This window comes from Colidextribacter sp. OB.20, from assembly GCF_009911595.1.
In the GTDB taxonomy this organism is placed as follows: Bacteria; Bacillota; Clostridia; order Oscillospirales; family Oscillospiraceae; genus Lawsonibacter.
In genome coordinates this window covers 16,008-34,182 of record NZ_QWKG01000023.1, presented here as the reverse complement: position 1 = coordinate 34,182, position 18,175 = coordinate 16,008, and the positions used below count along the sequence as shown (strand labels likewise).

General features: G+C 63.5%; 16 protein-coding genes. 5 read left to right on the top strand and 11 right to left on the bottom strand.

Annotated features, from left to right (window positions below; genetic code table 11):
- Positions 1–51 precede the first annotated feature (51 nt).
- Together D1641_RS07505 and D1641_RS07500 are read left to right on the top strand one after the other, a co-directional pair.
- Positions 52–1,080: an inorganic phosphate transporter gene (locus D1641_RS07505; protein ID WP_160664266.1), complete on the top strand. Its 1,029-nt coding sequence runs from the start codon at positions 52–54 to the stop codon at positions 1,078–1,080.
- Positions 1,081–1,278: 198 nt separating this feature from the next.
- Positions 1,279–2,010 (top strand): ZIP family metal transporter, encoded by a 732-nt coding sequence (locus tag D1641_RS07500; RefSeq protein ID WP_201757287.1) that lies wholly within the window; start codon positions 1,279–1,281, stop codon positions 2,008–2,010.
- A 105-nt stretch (positions 2,011–2,115) separates the two neighbouring features.
- Here D1641_RS07500 and sigG read toward each other — a convergent pair whose 3' ends face one another.
- The 7 genes from sigG to D1641_RS07465 all read right to left on the bottom strand — a co-directional run bounded on the left by sigG (position 2,116) and on the right by D1641_RS07465 (position 9,941).
- A complete protein-coding gene (sigG, locus tag D1641_RS07495; RefSeq protein WP_160664261.1) occupies positions 2,116–2,886 on the bottom strand; it encodes an RNA polymerase sporulation sigma factor SigG in 771 nt (256 codons plus the stop codon).
- Between the two features lie 183 nt (positions 2,887–3,069).
- Positions 3,070–3,510 carry a DUF523 domain-containing protein gene (locus D1641_RS07490; protein WP_160664259.1) on the bottom strand — a complete coding sequence of 147 codons (441 nt, stop codon included), beginning with the start codon at positions 3,508–3,510 and terminating at the stop codon, positions 3,070–3,072.
- A 125-nt stretch (positions 3,511–3,635) separates the two neighbouring features.
- Entirely contained in the window at positions 3,636–3,887 is a 252-nt protein-coding gene (locus D1641_RS07485) for an IreB family regulatory phosphoprotein (RefSeq protein ID WP_160664257.1), read from the bottom strand.
- A gap of 114 nt (positions 3,888–4,001) precedes the next feature.
- On the bottom strand, positions 4,002–5,204 hold the full coding sequence (locus tag D1641_RS07480; RefSeq protein ID WP_160664255.1) for an MFS transporter: 1,203 nt from the start codon (positions 5,202–5,204) through the stop codon (positions 4,002–4,004).
- Positions 5,205–5,442: 238 nt separating this feature from the next.
- Positions 5,443–5,955, bottom strand: a complete 513-nt coding sequence (locus D1641_RS07475; RefSeq protein WP_160664253.1) for a hypothetical protein — start codon at positions 5,953–5,955, stop codon at positions 5,443–5,445.
- The gene (locus D1641_RS07470) at positions 5,952–8,903 is read right to left on the bottom strand and encodes a DNA translocase FtsK (RefSeq protein ID WP_160664251.1); all 2,952 of its coding nucleotides are present in this window, start codon (positions 8,901–8,903) and stop codon (positions 5,952–5,954) included. The genes D1641_RS07475 and D1641_RS07470 overlap by 4 nt, the downstream gene beginning before the upstream one ends.
- 174 nt (positions 8,904–9,077) lie before the next feature.
- Entirely contained in the window at positions 9,078–9,941 is an 864-nt protein-coding gene (locus D1641_RS07465) for an undecaprenyl-diphosphate phosphatase (RefSeq protein ID WP_243149307.1), read from the bottom strand.
- 197 nt (positions 9,942–10,138) lie between these two features.
- Between D1641_RS07465 and D1641_RS07460 the strand changes: the two genes are divergently transcribed.
- Both D1641_RS07460 and D1641_RS07455 read left to right on the top strand, forming a co-directional pair.
- Positions 10,139–11,320 (top strand): nucleoside recognition domain-containing protein, encoded by a 1,182-nt coding sequence (locus D1641_RS07460; RefSeq protein WP_160664249.1) that lies wholly within the window; start codon positions 10,139–10,141, stop codon positions 11,318–11,320.
- Positions 11,292–11,570: a hypothetical protein gene (locus D1641_RS07455; protein WP_347707398.1), complete on the top strand. Its 279-nt coding sequence runs from the start codon at positions 11,292–11,294 to the stop codon at positions 11,568–11,570. The genes D1641_RS07460 and D1641_RS07455 overlap by 29 nt, the downstream gene beginning before the upstream one ends.
- A 44-nt stretch (positions 11,571–11,614) precedes the next feature.
- Here D1641_RS07455 and D1641_RS07450 read toward each other — a convergent pair whose 3' ends face one another.
- Together D1641_RS07450 and D1641_RS07445 are read right to left on the bottom strand one after the other, a co-directional pair.
- Positions 11,615–12,073, bottom strand: a complete 459-nt coding sequence (locus tag D1641_RS07450; RefSeq protein WP_160664247.1) for a hypothetical protein — start codon at positions 12,071–12,073, stop codon at positions 11,615–11,617.
- 10 nt (positions 12,074–12,083) lie between these two features.
- A complete protein-coding gene (locus D1641_RS07445; RefSeq protein WP_160664245.1) occupies positions 12,084–13,328 on the bottom strand; it encodes a glycosyltransferase family 2 protein in 1,245 nt (414 codons plus the stop codon).
- Positions 13,329–13,489: 161 nt separating this feature from the next.
- Between D1641_RS07445 and D1641_RS07440 the strand changes: the two genes are divergently transcribed.
- Entirely contained in the window at positions 13,490–13,723 is a 234-nt protein-coding gene (locus tag D1641_RS07440; protein ID WP_160664243.1) for a YlmC/YmxH family sporulation protein, read from the top strand.
- 54 nt (positions 13,724–13,777) lie between these two features.
- Here D1641_RS07440 and D1641_RS07435 read toward each other — a convergent pair whose 3' ends face one another.
- A complete protein-coding gene (locus D1641_RS07435; protein ID WP_160664241.1) occupies positions 13,778–13,975 on the bottom strand; it encodes a hypothetical protein in 198 nt (65 codons plus the stop codon).
- A gap of 386 nt (positions 13,976–14,361) precedes the next feature.
- Positions 14,362–18,081: a helicase-exonuclease AddAB subunit AddA gene (gene addA / locus D1641_RS07430; RefSeq protein ID WP_160664239.1), complete on the bottom strand. Its 3,720-nt coding sequence runs from the start codon at positions 18,079–18,081 to the stop codon at positions 14,362–14,364.
- Positions 18,082–18,175 lie beyond the last annotated feature (94 nt).

Genomic DNA, 18,175 nt, shown 5'->3' with positions numbered 1-18,175 from the left:
CGTACTGCGCGGCGCCGCAGCCGCATAAGCTGGGGCATGGAGGTGTTGTCCATGCCCCTCGCTTTTGTCGATTTTCTGCGCCAGCTGGTGGAAAACCCCGCCCTGCTCGGGACGGTTCTGCTGACCCTGGCCGTCCTGCTGGTCAACGGCTGGACAGACGCCCCGAACGCCATCGCCGGGGCGGTGGTGACGGGGGCCCTCCCCTTCCGGCCGGCGGTGGTGCTGGCGGCGGTGTGCAACTTTCTGGGGGTGCTGTGCGTCACCTCGGTGAACGCCTCGGTGGCCGAGACGGTGTACTCCATCGCCTCCTTCGGCGGCGGGCCCAGGGCCGCCCTCACCGCTCTGTGCGCCGCCATGACGGCCATCGTTCTGTGGGCCGGGCTGGCCTGGTTTTTCGGCATTCCCACCAGCGAGAGCCACGCTCTGGTGGCCGGCATCTCCGGGGCGGCGGTGGCCCTGGAGGGCTCCTTCTCCTGCATCCGCTGGGGCTGCTGGGCCAAAGTAGGGCTGGGCCTGCTCCTGTCCGCAGCCGCCGGCTTTTGGGCCGGACGGGCCGCTTACCGCCGCCTCAAGCCTGTAAAGGCTTCTCCCCGTACACTTCGCCTGGCACAGCTACCTGGGGCGGCCGCAGCCTCCTTCCTCCACGGGGCCCAGGACGGCCAGAAGTTCATTGGCGTCTTTCTGCTGGGGGCCGCCCTGGCCCAGGGCCGGGCGGACGAGGGGACCTTCGTAATCCCTCTGTGGCTCATGATCCTGTGCGCACTGTTCATGGCTCTGGGCACTTTGATGGGAGGAAAGCGGATCATCGACACTGTGGGCCGTGAGATGGTCTCTCTGGGGCCCCGGGAAGGGCTGGCCGCCGATCTGGGCAGCGTCGCCTGCCTGCTGGGGGCTACCCTGCTGGGCCTGCCCGTCTCCACCACCCACACCCGCACCTGCGCCCTGCTGGGGGTGGGCTCCACCGGGGGAAGCCGCCCCGACTGGGCTACCGCCGGAAAAATCGCCCTGGCCTGGGTGCTCACCTTCCCCGGCTGCATGGCCATCGGGTACTGGATGGCAAGGGTGTTTTTGGTGATGTGAGGGCCCTGCGGCCTGTTTTTCCAGATTCTTCCGTATACTCGGACGGCGCGCCCTACAGACACCTCTGCCCCTCCTCATACATAGCCTAATCTGGAAGCAACCGTACAGGCAAATGCCTGCGAGTCTTTCAGAAAGGGTTCATACATCGTGTTACAGGCACTTACTTGGGCCGCCGGGGGTACGGGCTTCACCGCTCTGATGACCGCCCTCGGGGCCGCTGTGGTATTTTTGTTCCGGGGCAAGGCCTCCGGGGCGCTGCATCGGGTGATGCTGGGCTTTGCCGCCGGCGTGATGATCGCGGCCAGCATGTGGTCGCTGCTCATCCCCGCTATTGAGAAGGCGGAGGAGCTGGGCCAGACGGCCTGGCTTCCCGCCGCCGGAGGCTCCGTTCTAGGCATCGTCTTTCTGCTGCTGATGGACTTCCTCCTCCCCCACTTCGGACCGGAGTCCTTTCACCGGGGGACCAGTCCCAGCCGTACCGCCCTGCTGGTGCTGGCGGTCACCCTCCACAACATCCCCGAGGGGATGGCGGTGGGCGTCTCCTTCGCACTGGCCGCCCAGAACGGCGACACCGCCCTCCTCACCGCCTCCACCGCCCTGGCCATCGGCATCGGCATCCAGAACTTTCCAGAGGGGGCGGCCATCTCCCTGCCCCTGTATCAGGAGGGGATGAAAAAAGGGAAGGCCTTCCTCATCGGGGCGCTGTCCGGGGTGGTGGAACCCGTCTTTGCCCTGCTCACCGTGCTGGTGGCCGGGACGGTCCAGCTGGTTCTCCCCTGGCTGCTGTCCTTCGCCGCCGGGGCCATGCTCTATGTGGTGGTGGAGGAGCTGATCCCTGAGGCCAACCTGTCCCAGGGGGGCCACTCGGGCACTCTGGGGGTCATGGCCGGGTTTCTCATTATGATGATTTTAGATGTAGCGCTTGGTTGACATAAGACCGCCCCCCAAAAGAGGGCGGTCTTTTCTTGATTGACTTTCAACAGCCTTCCTGCTGGAAGGCTGTTCCACTGCGGTGGGACAGGAGAGTCCCTTTGCTCACATCTCCTTCCGAATCTGCCGCAGGGCGTTCTTCTCCAGCCGGGAGACCTGGGCCTGGGAGATGCCGATCTCGGCGGAGACCTCCATCTGGGTCTTGCCCTGAAAAAAGCGCATGGAGAGAATCTTCCGTTCCCGCTCGGTGAGGTGGCCCACCGCCTCCTTGAGGGCGATACGCTCCACCCACATCTCGTCGTTGTTCTTGTTGTCCTTCACCTGGTCCATGACGCACACGTTGTCCCCGCTGTCGGAATACACCGGCTCATAGAGGGACACCGGCTCCAGGATGGCATCCAGGGCAAAGACCACGTCCTCCCGCTTGATGCCCAGGATTTTGGCAATCTCCTCCACGGTGGGCTCCTTCTGGTGTTGGGCCATATAGGCCTCCTTGGCCTGGAGGACCTTATAGGCCGTGTCCCGCATGGCCCGGGACACCCGCATGGTGCTGTTGTCCCGGAGGTAGCGGCGGATCTCCCCCACGATCATGGGCACCCCGTAGGTGGAAAATTTCACGTCCAGCTCGGTATTGAAGTTGTCGATGGCCTTGATGAGCCCGATGCACCCCACCTGAAACAGATCGTCAGCGTTCTCCCCCCGGTTGGAGAAGCGCTGGATCACCGACAGCACCAGCCGCAGGTTTCCGGAAATCAACTCCTCCCGGGCCTGCATGTCTCCCGCCTTGGCCTTCCGCAGGAGCGCCTGGGTTTCACTGCTCTTCAGCACCTTCAGCTTGGATGTGTTGACCCCGCATATCTCTACCTTGTGCTGCATGACTGACAAAACCTCCCGCCCGGTATACTGTTTCCAGTATTTCCGAGGGGAGGTCTTTCATACGGGGTGAGCCGGTTCTAAATTTTTTATCGTCAGACCGTTTTCGATGGATTTTTAAGGGCCGGCGTTGTAGGGCGGGACGACTCGGCCCGCCGGTGCTCCAGGGTCGGATATCATCTGCCCCTACAGGTACAGCGACGCCTGCAAATGCTCCTCGTCCATCACCTCGATGCCGGCGTCGGCCAGCAACCGGGCGGCAATCCCCCAGCCGGGGGTGAGGGTGTGGGTGAAGGCGCCGTTGTAGATCTCCCCATTGCCGCAGGAGGGGGACCGGGCCTTTAAAATAGCCACGGTACAGCCGTTCTCCCTGGCGATCTCCAGGGCCCGCTCCGCCCCCGCCCGATAGGCGGCGGTGACGTCCTGGCCGTCCCGGGTGAGGACACGGCCGTCCGGTTGTATCTCGGCGGGGGGCCGGGGGACGTCCAGCCCGCCCAGCACCTCCGGGCAGACTGGGATCAGGTTATGCCCCGCCCGGTGCAGTTCGATGATCTGCCGGTCCAGGCGACTCTGCCCGTCATACCGGCAGGGCTCCCCCAAAAAGCAGTGGCTGACCAGGATGTTCATATGTGCTCCTCCCAAATGCAGGGCGGGACGGCCCGCCGTTTTATCCGTTTCAGGCGGCGTGCCCGGTGGCGGTCACGCCTACAGCAAAAACGGCCCGCCGGTGGGCGGGCCGCTGTGGCCATGCTTTAGTGGGTCAGGTAGTACCTGACCAGTGTCTGGAGCAGCTCGTCCCTGTCCGCCTTGCGGATGAGGGCCCGGGCGTTGTTGTGATTGGTGATATAGGTGGGGTCCTCGGACAGAATATAGCCCACGATCTGATTGATGGGGTTATAACCCTTTTCCTGCAAGGCCTGATAGACCGTGGTCAAAATGGCCTTGATCTCCATATCCCGCTGGTCTCCAAGGCTGAATTTACGGGTATAGTCCATCTCGTCCATATTGCTTCCTCCTACTTGCCTCCAAGTCGGGAGGCTGTCTGTGTCTAGTCTACTCCAAAACCCTTCCGCTGTAAAGGGTTTTAGTAAAATTTAATATAAATGAAATATTTCGGCTCAGGGCCGCCCCTCGGTCATGGCTGCCGCCGCCACCTGGAGCAGGGCGGACAGGGCCGCCAGGTAAAAGACAAACTCCACTCCCCAGGCGTTCCAGATCAGGCCCATGATGGGGGAGGCAATGATGGCCATCACATGGTCCACGCTTAGCCCCACCGACAGGGTGCGGGTGACCTCGCTGGGGTCCAGGGCGATGGCGCGCATCATATAGGAGTGGACTATGTTAAACTGCTCGAAGAGAACGCACAGCACATAGACCCCAAAGACCAGCCAGGTAAGGGGGTCTCCCAGGTCGAAGGTCCCCCCTGCCAGCATCCCGGCCAGCAGGCCCATGGCCGCGAAGGAGACGGCGATGTAGGCGGCCTCCACCCACAGCATCCGCTTCACGCCCAGCCTGTCCAGCATTTTTCCGATGAACGGAGCGGCCCAGGTGCCCGCCAGGTGGACCACAATGGTGAGCAGGGCCACCGTGTCCGCCCCCTGCCCCAGCAGGTTGATGATGACCCAGGGGGCGAATACAATCTTGATCCGCTTCTGGCAGCCATAGGCCAGTGTAACCATGTAATAGGGCATGTACCGCTTCCGGAAGAGCAGCCTGTGGTTCTTTACCGCGCCCTGCCGGAGCATCAGCCGGGCCATCAGCGCCAGCAGGACCACCGCCCCGGCGGTGCAGACGGCGCCCAGGGCAAAGGGCAGGATGGTCCCGGACTGGAAGCTGAAAAAGCCTGTCCGAAAGCCGAAAAAGACCATCACCGCCGCGATCATGCTGAACAGGGTGGTGACCCCCTTGAACCTTCCAAAGGTAGTCCCCACCTTGTCCTTGTCCGCCAGGTCCATGGAGATGGCATCGTTGAGAGGCATGAAGAAGTGCATCCCCAGAGAGTGGATGAACAGAAAGACCAGCATGGTCCCGTAGCCGGGAGACAGCCAGCCCATGACAATCAGCCCCACCAGCACCAGGACCTGGGCCGCCACCGCCATCCACAGGTTGCCCAGAAAGCCCAGGGCGGCCACCAGCACCATGCACAGGATGCCGGGGCTCTCCCGGGGAATCTCAATAAACCCCCGCTGGACGGAGTCGATGTGAAAGACCTCGTTGAAGTAGTTGGAAAAGATGCTGCTGCCCAGGCCGTTGGCCAGGGCGGTGAGGGCCAGCACCGCCACAAAAAGGCGGACTGCTCGCTGCCGGTTTTGTTCGGTCATAATACGATCTCTCTCCTGAAACAAACTCTCATCCCCCACAGGGCAAGGCCCCTTTTGAAAGGAGCTGTCAGCCGCAGGCTGACTGAGGATTGCCTTTTGCGAAGCAAAACATACGCAGTAAACCCAAGTTTGTAAAACCTCATTTGCTTCGCATATTTTGGCTTCGCCAAAATGCAATCCTCCGCCCCAGTGTGCCCACTGGGGCACCTCCTTTCAAAAGGAGGCTTTTGGCGTTTCCCTAAAAGGCAATATCTTTAAATCTGGTCCCGTCGATCTCCTCGTCCAGCAGCCGGATACCCACCCCGTTATCGTTGAGATCCTCCTCTGCCCACTTGCGGTTGAAGAGCAGATACAGGCAGCACCTTCCGTCGTAAACATCCTCCATGATGCTGTCCGACGCAATCACCACCGTCTCCAGCTCAATCCATTTGCACATCTCCTCCACCGTCTCGATCTCGGGCCACCAGGCGGCGAACTCCTCCGGGTCGTCCGGACCGTAGGCAAAGCGCTCCTCCTCGTTGTAGTAGCGGATGATCTCCTTGACAACAGCCCACTGCAATTCCGGCCACTTTTCCAGGAAGGCGCGGCAGGTCTCCCGCTGGCAGTGGGAGATTTCGGTCTGGCTCTCGTTGCACGAGTCGATCATCAGGCCGATCTCCTGATTCTCCCCCAAAAAATCCAGCTTCAAATGGCCGTTCCAATAGCCGCAGTCGTCAAAGTCCAGTTCTCCGAATACTTCATCTGTTGTCACAGCGTATCCTCCTCCGCCCGGTCCAGGGCGTCGTCCACGTCGAAGGGGGGAACGTCCCCTGCGAGGGGCGCGTCCTCCGCCGGAGGGGGGGCTGCGGCCGCGCCGCCCGGGGGGGTGACACCCTGGCGGTATTTCAGCTCCTGCCACTGCTCCTTGGTGATGAGCAGCTGCCGGGGCTTGGAGCCCTCGAAGGGGCCTACGATCCCCTTCTCCTCCAGCTGGTCCACCAGCCGGGCAGCCCGGGCATAGCCCAGCTTCAGCCGCCGCTGGAGCATGGACACAGAGGCCTGGCCCGTCTCCACCACCACCTCGGCGGCGGCGTCGATGAGCTCGTCGAACTCGCTGTCCACGTCCTCCGGGGCGGAGCCGCCCACGCCCTTGCTTCCCTTGTCCTTCTCGGCGGCGTTGTGCTCGATCTCCTCCATCACGGTGTTGTCATACTGGGCGGCGCCGCTGTTCTTCTTCACAAAGTCCACCACAGCGGCCACCTCCTGGTCGGAGATAAAGCAGCCCTGAACCCGGGTGGGCTTTCCGGACCCCAGAGGAGCGAAGAGCATGTCTCCCCGGCCCACCAGCTTCTCGGCGCCCTGGGTGTCCAGAATGATCCGGGACTCCATGGCGGAGGCCACGGCGAAGGCGATTCTTGAAGGGATGTTGGCCTTCATCAGGCCGGTGATCACGTCGGCGGAGGGCCGCTGGGTGGCAATCACCAGGTGCATCCCGGCGGCGCGGCCCATCTGAGCCACCCGGCAGATGGACTCCTCCACCTCCTTGGCGGCCACCAGCATCAAATCTGCCAGCTCGTCGATCAGGACCACGACGGCGGGCATCTTGTCCATGCCCTCCGTCCGGGCGGCCAGGGCGTTGTACTCCTCCAGCTTGCGCACCCCCACCTCGGAGAAGGTGCGGTAGCGCTTCATCATCTCGGTAACCGCCCACTGGAGGGCCCCGGCGGCCTTCTTCGGGTCGGTGACCACGGGAATCAGCAGGTGGGGAATGCCGTTGTAGATGCCCAGCTCCACCATTTTGGGGTCCACCATGATGAGGCGGACCTCCTCCGGGGTGGCCTTATAGAGCAGAGAGGTAATGATGGTGTTGGTACACACCGACTTGCCCGAGCCGGTGGTGCCGGCGATGAGCAGGTGGGGCAGCTTGCCGATGTCGCCGATGATGGCCTGTCCGCTGATGTCCTTGCCCACGGCGAAGGAGGTTTTGGACTTGCTGCCGGTGAAGCTGGCGGAGCCAATTACCTCGTGAATGCTCACCGGGGAGACCACCTTGTTGGGCACCTCGATGCCCACCACCGAGATTTTGTCCGGGATGGGGGCGATACGCACCCCCGCAGCCCCCAGGGCCAGGGCGATGTCGTCGGCCAGGTTGGTTAGCTTGTTCAGCTTGACCCCCTGCTCCAGGGCCAGCTCATACCGGGTCACCGAGGGTCCCCGGACCACGTTGACGATGTTGGCGTCGATGCCGAAGGAGTGGATGGTGTCCCCCAGCCGCTGGCGGTTGGCGTTCAGCTCCCCCAGGGCCTGTCCGCCGATCTCTCCCCCGCCCTCCTTGAGCAGGGACAGAGGCGGATACTGGTAGGGCGGCACCCCCTGATCCATCGCCTGTTGAATCTCCTGGTCCACCTGTGCGGCCTGGACGGCCGCCTCCTTCGCGGTCACCTTCTCCATTGCCGGAGCGGTGGCCGGCTGGCCGCCATTCATCCGCACCACCGGAGGTGTGGGCGGCAGGGGAGGCAGCGGGGCCTCCGGCGGGGGGGTATGGGGGCGGATACCATCCGCACGTTCTCCCCTCGGTGCGCCTGCACCCTGGAAATGGACCTCACTCCCCCGCTCTCCCGGTATCCCGTCCCCATCCTGGAGGCCGACGGCATCCGCCTGCTGCTCCGGCAGTGCATCTGCATTGTACGGGCGGATAACATCTGCCCCCGCAGACGGGCCGCCCGGATGGGTAATGGGCTCCGGCTTGGAGATGACGGGAAAGCTGGGGTCCATGGTCGGGGTGTGACCCACAATAGACGTCCTCTGTTCCTCCGGCTCAGAGACAATCTCCTCCGGTTCCTCCGCCTCCTTGGGCCGCAGCAGCTGGTCGGGGGTGGGCACCCGGGGGGTGCGGTTGAAAAAGCCTTTCTTCCGCTTCTCCTCCCTGGTGGGCATCCTGTCCACCAGGGGGCCGTCCTCCTCCATCGGGATGTCGATGGAGGAGCGGGAGGCCGCCCGGGACGCGGGCTGCTGAACGGACTCCTCATAGCGTGGCTCCCGCTCTCTCTTCCGCTCCCGCCTGGGGGCAGGCTCGGCCCTGGGTTCATACTCATACTGTGGCCGGCTGAGCACCCAGTCGGCCACATCCACCACCGTGCGGTTGAAGGCGGCCAGCCCCGCCAGCAGGCCCAGCAGAAGAAAGACAATGGCCGCCCCAAACCTGGTAAACAGGGAGACAAATCCCTGTCCGAGCACGCCCCCCAGCGCCCCTCCGGACTGTAAAGCCTTTCCGCTTTCCAGCAGGCTCCCCCACAGCTGGGCGTTCCACTCCAGGGGCTGGGCCAGCAGGGCATGGAAGAAGCAGGAGAAGATCAGGGGCAGCAGCAGGGCGCAGGTCAGCCGCAGCCGCACCGGCCTGCCCCGGTGGAACACCAGGATGTAGGCCCCCAGCGCCAGGGCGGGCGGGGTCAGCCAGAAGCCATAGCCCAGCAGGCTCTTGATGAGGCCGCAGAACAGGTCGATGAAGATGGCCTCCATGTTGAAGTAGCCCAGGCCGGCGAAGATGGCCAGCAGGAAGCAGACCGCTCCCCCGATCTCCCGGCGGTAGGGCTGCTTGGGGGGCGGGGCCTGACGGCCCTTTCCCTTGGGCGCGGCCCGGCGGCCCCCCGTGTTGGAGGAGGAGCGGCTTCCCCCGCTGGACGCGGCCCGGCTCCCCCCTGTTTTCTTCTGTGTCGCCATTATGTAAACTTCCTTTCCATGGGATAAAAGCCTCCCTTCGCAAAGGGAGGGGAACCGCCGGGCAGAGCCCGGTGGTGGAGGGTTTTCCTCAATCGAGGCCCATCTGTCTTTTGGGGAGAAAACCCCCAGTCACGGCTTCGCCGTGCCAGCCCCCTCCGCGAAGGGGGCCTTATCTTACATCGGGGAAGCTGTGGGCACAAAGCTCCAGCCCATGATGTTCAGCAGGATGAACAGCGCCCCAGCTCCCCAACAGTAGAAGGCAAAGAAGCCAAACCGGCCCTTGTCGGCCAGCAGCTTGACCAGCTGGATGGAGAAGTATCCCACCACCGCGGCCACGGCCATGCCAAGCAGATACTTGGGCAGGTTCTCCTTAGGGACGCCCCCCTCCAGCTCCATCACGTCCAGCACCTTCAGGAGGGTGGCCCCCAGCACGGCAGGCAGGGACATGAGAAAGGAGTACCTCACAGCAAATTTCCGGTCAAAGCCCCGGACCATGCCGGCGGAGATGGTGCAGCCCGAGCGGGACAGCCCCGGAATCGTGGCGCAGCCCTGAGCCACACCCACAATCAGCACATCCAGGAGGGTGGCATTCCGGGCGGTCTTGTGTCCCCGGGCCATCTGATCGGAGAGAAACAGGATACAGCCGGTGATTAGCAGAGCCACGCACACAAAGAGGGGATTATTGCCGAAGGCCTCCACCCTGTCCTCAATGGGCAGCACCAGGAACAGGGGCAGGGTGCCCACGATGATGAGCAGCACCATCCGCCTGGCCTCGGGCGGGTTGCCCCGGTAGCTTCTGTGGGAAAACAGGTCGCCAAAGAAGCAGAAAAACTCCACAATCATCTCCCAGATGTCCCGCCAGTAGACCACGCACACCGCCAGCAGGGTGGCGAAGTGGAGCAGGACGTTGAACAGCTGGTCGGGCTCCTCCATGCCGAAGAAGTGCTGGAACAGGGTCAGGTGTCCCGAGCTGGAGATGGGCAGAAATTCGGCCACGCCCTGAACAAAGCCCAGAATGACAGACATAAAATAGGTCAAAAGGTTGTACCCCCTTAAACGGGCCAAAAGCCCATAAAATCACTTAATACTATACTTAATACTATATTAGCACAAGCCCGGGAAAAATACCAGTGTTTTCTTCGGGAGCGGGTTTTTCCCTCCCGCCATGGGACAGGCAAGAAATCTCCCCTCCCCGCATATCCTCAAAGAGGATTTTTTCAGGGAGGGGTACGGCTATGGGAAGGCTTGTGGGCAAGGCGCGGTATCGGGATATCCTGCTGGGTGCGGGGCTGCTGTGGGCCACTCTGGCTCTGGTGCTGTGGCCGGAGCAGGCCATAGGGGCTATGCGGGACGGCATCGCCCTGTGCGGCAACGTGATCCTGCCCTCCCTGTTCCCCTTCTTCGTGCTGTCCTCTCTGGTGGTGGAGCTGGGCATGTCCCGGTATCTGGGAAAGCTGCTGGAGCCGGTGATGGCTCCCCTGTTCCGGGTCAACGGCAGCTGCGCCGCCGCCCTGGCCCTGGGCTTTGTGGGGGGCTACCCCGTAGGGGCCCGGACGGCCATCCAGCTGTATGAAAACGGCCAGTGCTCCCGCACCGAGGCAGAGCGGATGCTGGCCTTCTGCAACAACAGCAGCCCCGCCTTCATTCTGGGGGTGGTGGGGGCCGGGGTGTTCGGCAGCGGAGCGGCGGGGCTGCTGCTCTACCTGGCCCACCTGCTGGCCTCTCTGGCGGTGGGACTTCTGTTCCGGTTCTACAGGCCCGGCGAGGGCCCCCGGACCAGCCGCCGTGTGGGGGCCCAGTTCCAGACCGCCAGCTTCCCCAGAGCCTTTACCCACTCGGTCACCGGGGCCCTTCAGTCCACCCTGAACATCTGCGCCTTCGTCCTGTTCTTTACCGTGTTCCTGCGCATCCTGGCCTACGCCGGCGTTCTGGGCGCCGCCGCCCGGCTGCTGTCCGCCCTCCTGGCCCCTCTGGGGATGGACCGGACCTGGGCGGAGCGGCTGCTCACCGGGCTGGTGGAGCTGTCCTCCGGGGTGTCATCCCTCACCGACGGCACCCTGTCCGGCCGGCTGTCTATGGCGGCCTTTATGCTGGGCTGGGCGGGGGTGTCCGTCCACTGCCAGGTGCTGGCCTTTCTGGGGGACAGCGGTCTGTCCATGGGGACCTACTTCACAGGCAAGCTGCTCCACGGCGCCATCTCCGCCGGGCTGGCCTCCCTGCTGTTCCGGCTGTTCCCCGCAAGCAGCCCCGCCTCCTTCTACCTGGCCGAGCAGACCGAGGCCATCGCTCAGCTGGACTTTCAAAGAGCCCTCACTCTGTCCGCCGCAGCCGCCTGGGGGGTATGGCTGGCCTTTTTGGCCCTAACCGTCTGGGTAGTGCAAAAAAACAGTGGCAAAGGGCGGCGGACTATGGTATAATGGTCACAGTCAAACCAAAAGAAAGGGGTGCGCCGCCATAAAACTGTTTCAGACCGCGATTGAGCCCCGATGCGCCTACTGCGCCCGGGGGCGTGAGCTGGACCCGGGGCAGATCGTCTGTCCCAAAAAGGGCGTTATGTCCGCCGGCTCCCACTGCGGAGCCTTCCGCTATGACCCGCTGAAACGGGTGCCCCCCCGCCCCGCGAAGCTGAGCACCGCCAACCTGAACGAAGAGGATTTTAAGCTTTAGCCGGAACAGAGCAAACCGCCGCCCCCTGTGGGGCGGCGGTTTGTTTATGTCTCCAGAAGCTCTGCCGTGTAGCGGCCGCCATCCTCAAAGAGGGTCATCGCACACGCGCTTCCATACTCTATCGGGATGGCTACCGGCTCTGTGGTATCCACGCTCTCTTTTTCTCCCTTCCTGAACGGGGACAGAGCAATGGAAAATTGGGATACGTCGTCTCCCTCCTCAAAATCATCGGGAGAAAATCTCAGCGTAAAGGTGTACGTGGTGTCCTTTCCGTTCTCCAAAACAGCCTGCCTGCCCATACTGCGGCGTTCTCCGTCCACATAGGCAGCATATGAGATCTGATCGATATCCTTATCCTGACAGACAATATTGATGACAAATTGATCCTCGGGAACCTCGGCATTATCTGGTGTGCCGCTGTCCTTCTGCGCTGTCCGGCCGGCACAGGCAGCCAAGCTTGCCATACAGGCCAGAGCTAAAAAAACGGTCAAATACTTTTTCATTGCTTCCTCCTTATCTTCCCGGCAATTCGGGCGCCATGCCGCGGGTGTGGCGAATCTCCTTCCAGACGGTGGTCTTTTTCCAGAAGCTGGCGGCCGTGATGGGCAGCCAGGTGAGGAGGAACAGCCAGTAGGTACACAGGCCCTTCCACAGCCGGCGGTCCCACTTGCCCTCCAGGGTGAGGACAATTCCGGCAGCCACAGTGGCGGTGAGGGCGGCCCAGGCGATATTGCCGCAGGCCCCCGTCAGGGCCAGGACCAGGGACTGTAGGACCGTTTTCCCTCCCAGGGCGGCGGCCAGGGCGGTACAGACCAGCCCCGCCAGGGCGGACAGCTGGTAGGCGGGCATCAGGAGGGTAAACTCAAAGTCGAACAGAGTCAGCCGGGGCCGCAGGGCCTGCTCCTCCCCCAGGCCGGGCAGGTAGCGCTGGGCCACCTGCAGGGTGCCGCTGGACCAGCGGCGGCGCTGAGTGAAGGACTGCTCCCAGGTGAGGGGCTGCTCGTCGTAGGTAATCGCCTTGGGGACATAGGCCACCCTCTCCCCCGCCAGCACGGTCTGGGCGGTGAGCTCCAGATCCTCGCTGATGGTCTCGGAGCGCCAGCCGCCCAGCCGGTCCAGCAGCGTCTGAGTCACCATGAAGCCGGTGCCGCCGATCATGGCGGACACCCCCAGCCCCGCCTTGCCGCCGTTGTGGAAGCGGTCCATCATCCAGTAGTAGATGGAGGAACAGCCGGACACGGCGGTGTCGTAGGGGTTCTTGCTGTCCCGATAGCCCTGGGCTGCCTGAACTCCGGTCATCCGGGCGTTGTTCATCTCCGCCAGGAATCGGGAATCCACCACGTTGTCCGCGTCAAAGACCAGCCAGGCGTCATACCGCCGGCCCCGCAGGCGGTTGTAGGCGAAGCGCAGAACCTCCCCCTTGCTCTTCACCGGGACGGTGCACTCCAGCACCTTGGCCCCGCAGCTCCGGGCCGCCAGGGCGGTGTTGTCGGCGCAGTTGTTGGGCACCACCCAGATGTCATACAGCTCGGCGGGGTAGTCCTGCATCAGCAGGCTGTTAATCAGGGGCCCGATCACCAGCTCCTCGTTCCGGGCGGCGATCAGGACCGCGAATTTTGTCCTGGCCGGATGAAAGCCATAGTCCATGGGCCTTTTGACGCAGGCCAGGCTGGAAATCAGATACCACAGCCCCCAGATTCCCATCAATACTCCCATTGTGCCCGTCAGGGCCAGCGCGGCAGGAAACATCCAATCCATATCCCGCTCCTCCTCTCGTTGTTCTGTCCACAAGGATAGCAGGGCTTTATTAAGGACAAACTAGTAGGAAAATTAAGATTTCATAAAGGTTTTCTTAAAGGCATTGGACAGCCCCGGCCCCGCATATTCTGAACTAAAACTTCTTTTCTGGAGGGGCAGGTATGGAAACTCGGATCGCGGAGCTGCGGTACAAAGAGGTCATCAGCGTGGAGGACGGGACACGCTACGGCTACGTGGGGGATATGGAGGTGGACCTGGGTTCCGGCCAGGTCCGGTCCCTCATCGTCCCCGGAAAGCGGCGCTTCTTCGGCCTGCTGGGTCGGGAGGAGGACAAGATCATCCCCTGGACCGCTGTCAAGCGCTTCGGGGAGGACATTATTTTGGTGGAGAAATAAGGACGGCCCGCTCCGAATTGGAGCGGGCTGACCTTGTAATCGTCCTGGCGGTGGTTACATCTCTTTCGCAGCCCGCCAACCCATAGCTCTGCCAAATAAAAACGTATAGCAGATCGCCCCACAGGTGTCCCGGTCCGCTACGTCGCACAGAGCAAGGATATCATTCATTCCAATCTGATAATCCACATCCGCTTTCTTGTCCATCCCGGTCTGCTCAATATACCGCTTGATTTCTTTAATAATAGGCTCCATTCCGAAAGACCTCCTTGATTTTTACCGGGAGATATGGCATAATCAGATTTACCAAACCTCCGGGTATGGTATGATAACGGATTCGCTCAACTTTCGACGGGAGGGCGTTTCCGTTATTTTTTGTCCAATCCATCTTTCACAAGCCTGATTCCCTTGTTTACAACATCGGTCCTGGAAATGTCAAGCCGCTTGGCGCATTCGTCAAGCAGTATCAATTCCTCCTTGCTCATACGAAGCTGTAAGCTTTTATCCCGCTTGCTTGTTCCTTTGATTGGACGTCCTGTCCTTGGCAACACTTCTTCACCTCACTTTTGCCACCGCTTTATTATATATTATGCAGTTGCAAAAGTCAATAAGATTTCAGAAAAAGCTCATAATTGATGCCGCTACAGCTCCACCGCCGTATCGGTGGCGAAGAACCACAGCACCTGCCGGTTGACGGGCTTTCCCAGGATGGCGGACAGGGCCTGGCTGTAGGCGTTGAGCTGGGGGCGGTACTCCCGGGCCCGGTCCAGCTCCCCGCCGGGGCGGACACGGTCGCTCTTGAAGTCCACCACGATGATGGACCCGTCCTCCCCCTCAAACCAGGCGTCGATGACCCCCTGGAGGAGGACCTCCTCCCCCCTGCCCTCGGGAAAATAGTTCAGGGCGGAATCCAAAACGGAAAATTTAAACTCCCGCCGGCACCGCTCCCCCGCCGCCGCCATAGCCCGGCCCAGGGGGCTGGTCAAAAAGGCGGACAGCCGCTCCGGCTCCACCGCCTCCCGCTGGAGCCGGGTGAGGAAGCCGGCCTGGGTCAGCCGGTCCAGCTCAGCCTCCACCGCCTGGAGGCCGGGGTCCATGTCCAGAGGCAGGTACTGCATAGCCAGGTGGAGGGCGGTGCCCCGCTGGGCGGGGGTGAGGCCCCGGTCCCGGGCGATAAAGCTGGGCCGGGTGATGGGCTGGCCCTTCTCCCGGGGCTGAACGGTCTCCTCCGCCGCCTCCCGGTCCAGGGTCCGGCCCTTGAGCTGGGTGGCGGTGAGCTTGGAGGGCAAATTGGCCGCCGGGAGGTGGGGGTAGACCCACCGCAGGCGGGCGGACAGGTCCTCGTCTACCACCCCCTCCTCCGCACAATCAGTGTAATGTCCTTCTGCTTTACGCTCTTCTCTCAGAGAGGCCCCGTCCACCCAGCGGATGTCCCAAGCGGGGCCTGTAAGGCGCGACGGCCCGGCCCACCCTGACGGAACGGCCTGATTATCGCAGGACGGCGGGCCGGGGTCGTCCCGCCCTACAGACACCCCGGCCAAAGCCCGGAGCCCCTCTCCCTCGGGCCGGGTGAGGGCATAGAGGAGCACCCAGGCGCCCACGCTCTGCTGTCCCTCCAGGGACAGGGGGGTAATGGGCAGGCTCTCCCCCAGCCGGGCCAGAGCGTCCGCCCCCTCGGTGAGGGCCAGGGTGAGGATCAGCTTCTCCCGGGCCCGGGTCATAGCCACATAGAGCAGCCGCAGCTCCTCAGCCATCATCTCCCGCTCCAGCTGGCGGGCCACCGCCCGCCGGGCCAGGGTGGGGTACTGCACCATCCGCTCCCGGTCCAGCCCCGTGGGCCCCACCCCCAGGACGGGGTGAAAGAGCACCGGGCGCATCAGGTCATCCCGGTTGATCCGGCGGCCCAGGCCGCACACCAGCACCACCGGCCGCTCCAGCCCTTTGGAGCGGTGGATGGACAGGATGGACACCCCCTCCCCCTCCCGGCCTCTTCTAGCGGCGCTCCCGATCTGGCCGCCGGCGGCCCGCAGCCGGTCCAGCCGCAGGAGGAACTGGAACAGGGTCCGGCATCCGCTGTTTTCCAGCTGGCCGGCCAGGGCATAGAGGGACAGCAGGTTGCTCTGCCGCTCCGCCCCGCCCTCCATGGCCCCGAAGATCCCCAGCAGGTTGGTCTTTTCAAAGATGTGCCACATTAGCTGGCGGCAGGTCTGGTCCCCCGCCCCAAAGCGCAGCTGCTCCAGCTGGTCCAGAAAGTCCTGGCACTCCCGGTCTCCGTTTTCGGCGGCGTGGGTCAGGACGGTGTAGAAGTCCCCCTCGCTGTCTGCCCGGAGGAGGGCCAGCTTGTCCCCGGAGAAGCCGTACACCGGGGAGCGCAGGGCGGCAATGAGGGCCACATCCTGCCGGGGGTTGTCCACAATCTGAAGAATAGCCAGGGCCACGTTCACCTCGGTGGTCTCGAAGAAGTCCCCGCCGCCGTCGGCGGTCCAGGGGATGCCCTCCTCGTTGAGGGCCTGGAGGTAGTGGTGGAGCACAGGGCCCGGGCTGCGCAGAAGGAGCATCACATCCGAGGGCCGAAGCCGCCGCAGGCCGTCCCCCTCCTCCACCATCAGGGGCTCCTCCAGCAGCTCCCTCACCCGCCGGGCGGCGAACCGGGCCTCCAGCAGGTCCTTGTCCTCCTTCTCCCCCTCCCGGGCCTCCAGGATGGACAGGTCAATGGCATCCAGCTCCAGGGCGTAGGGGTCAGACCTATAACTGAACGGGCCGCCGAGGTCGTCGGCCCCTACAGTAGGGCGGGACGACCCCGGCCCGCCGTTTTCCAGAAAAGCCTTTCCCGGCACCAGGGCCTGGTCGTCGGTGTAGTCCAGCTCCCCAAATTCAGTTGACATAATGCTCCGGAACAGGTCGTTGCACCCCTCCAATACCTGGGGCCGGGAGCGGAAGTTCCGGGACAGCACCCGCCGCCGGGGCTGGCCCTCCTCCGCCGCCTCTCCATCGGGAAAGCGGCGGTACTTGTTCAAAAAGATGGTGGGGTCGGCCAGGCGGAAGCGGTAGATGGACTGCTTCACGTCTCCCACCTGGAACAGCCTCCGGCCCCCGCCGGAGACGGCGTCAAAGATGGCGTTCTGCACCTGATTGGTATCCTGATACTCGTCCACCAGCACCTCGTCATACCGTGCGGACCAGTACTGGGCCAGGGGGGTGGGCTGTCCCCTCTCGTCCGTGAGCAGCTTCACCGCGAAGTGCTCCAGATCGGAGAAGTCCACCAGCCCCCGCTTTGCCTTTTCCCGGGAAAAGGCGGTCTGGAAGTCCAGCACCAGGTCCATCAGGGCCTGGACGGCGGGCCGGGACAGGGCCAGCTCCTCCAGCAGGGCGGCGGTGTCCCCGGAAAAGGGCTCCGCCGCCTTGTCCAGTATCTTTTTACACCGCTTCCGGATGGCCTTCATCCGCTCTCCGGCCTGGACAGTCCGCTCCTCCTCGAAGGGACTGAGGGCTATGGCGCGCTTCCGCTTCCGGCCCGCGTCCGGGAAGGCGACGGGCAGCAGGGCCCCCGCTCCGTCCCAGGTTTTGGCGGACAGAAGCTCCTCTAAATTCTCCAGCGTCCTGGAGATGGATGGGGCGTAGTTGACCTGTAACAGCTCGTCCTCCTGGCACAGCGCCAGGGCCTGGGCCATCCGGTCCCGGCAGGAACGGGCCTGACGCCGGGTCTCCTCCAGCAGCAGGGCCCCCCAGGGGGTCTGGGACAGGTCGGAGATGTCCCCCAGCTCCCACAGCCTCTTCTGCTCCTCCAGCCAGCGGGCCGGATTGGGGTGGCTCTGGACCCGGGCGAAAATATCCAGGGTAATCTGGGCCAGCCGGCTGTCGTCCCGCCCGGCAGACAGGGTATCCACCAGACAGGCGAAGGGGCTGTCGGGGGACAGGTCCTCATACCGCCTGTCCAGCACCTCCTCCAGCACCTGGGCCATGAGAACGCGGCTCTCCCCCTCATCACACAGACGGAAGTCCGGGTCCAGGTCCAGGAGATGTCCGCTCTCCCGGAGCATCGCGGCGCAGAAGGCGTGAATGGTGGAGATCTGGGTCCGGTAGACCAGCACGGTCTGGCGGCGCAGGTGGCCGTCGTTGGGCGTCTCCGCCAGCCGGTCGGACAGCTCCTGGCCGATGCGCCCCCGCAGCTCCGCCGCCGCCGCCTTGGTGTAGGTGATGACCAGGAAGCGGTCGATGTCGATCCTCTCCCCGGCCACCCGGTCCAGCAGCCGCTCCACCAGCACCCGGGTCTTGCCCGAACCCGCCGCCGCCGACACCAGCAGCTCGCCGCCCCGGTCGTCTACAATCCTCCTCTGTTCGTCTGTTAAAGGAAAGGGCATAGGAATTACACTCCTCTCTTTGCGGCGTCAATGCAGGGGCGGACAATGTCCGCCCCTACAGGAACACCCCTGTGGGGCACGACGACCCGGCGCG

Bases quoted from the DNA above. Each gene is read 5' to 3' on its own strand.
- D1641_RS07505 (WP_160664266.1), top strand. From the start codon at position 52: ATGCCCCTCGCTTTTGTCGATTTTCTGCGCCAGCTGGTGGAAAACCCC.
- D1641_RS07500 (WP_201757287.1), top strand. From the start codon at position 1,279: ATGACCGCCCTCGGGGCCGCTGTGGTATTTTTGTTCCGGGGCAAGGCC.
- sigG (WP_160664261.1), bottom strand. From the start codon at position 2,886: ATGCAGCACAAGGTAGAGATATGCGGGGTCAACACATCCAAGCTGAAG.
- D1641_RS07490 (WP_160664259.1), bottom strand. From the start codon at position 3,510: ATGAACATCCTGGTCAGCCACTGCTTTTTGGGGGAGCCCTGCCGGTAT.
- D1641_RS07485 (WP_160664257.1), bottom strand. From the start codon at position 3,887: ATGGACGAGATGGACTATACCCGTAAATTCAGCCTTGGAGACCAGCGG.
- D1641_RS07480 (WP_160664255.1), bottom strand. From the start codon at position 5,204: ATGACCGAACAAAACCGGCAGCGAGCAGTCCGCCTTTTTGTGGCGGTG.
- D1641_RS07470 (WP_160664251.1), bottom strand. From the start codon at position 8,903: ATGGCGACACAGAAGAAAACAGGGGGGAGCCGGGCCGCGTCCAGCGGG.
- D1641_RS07460 (WP_160664249.1), top strand. From the start codon at position 10,139: ATGGGAAGGCTTGTGGGCAAGGCGCGGTATCGGGATATCCTGCTGGGT.
- D1641_RS07450 (WP_160664247.1), bottom strand. From the start codon at position 12,073: ATGAAAAAGTATTTGACCGTTTTTTTAGCTCTGGCCTGTATGGCAAGC.
- D1641_RS07445 (WP_160664245.1), bottom strand. From the start codon at position 13,328: ATGGATTGGATGTTTCCTGCCGCGCTGGCCCTGACGGGCACAATGGGA.
- D1641_RS07440 (WP_160664243.1), top strand. From the start codon at position 13,490: ATGGAAACTCGGATCGCGGAGCTGCGGTACAAAGAGGTCATCAGCGTG.
- D1641_RS07435 (WP_160664241.1), bottom strand. From the start codon at position 13,975: ATGGAGCCTATTATTAAAGAAATCAAGCGGTATATTGAGCAGACCGGG.
- addA (WP_160664239.1), bottom strand. From the start codon at position 18,081: ATGCCCTTTCCTTTAACAGACGAACAGAGGAGGATTGTAGACGACCGG.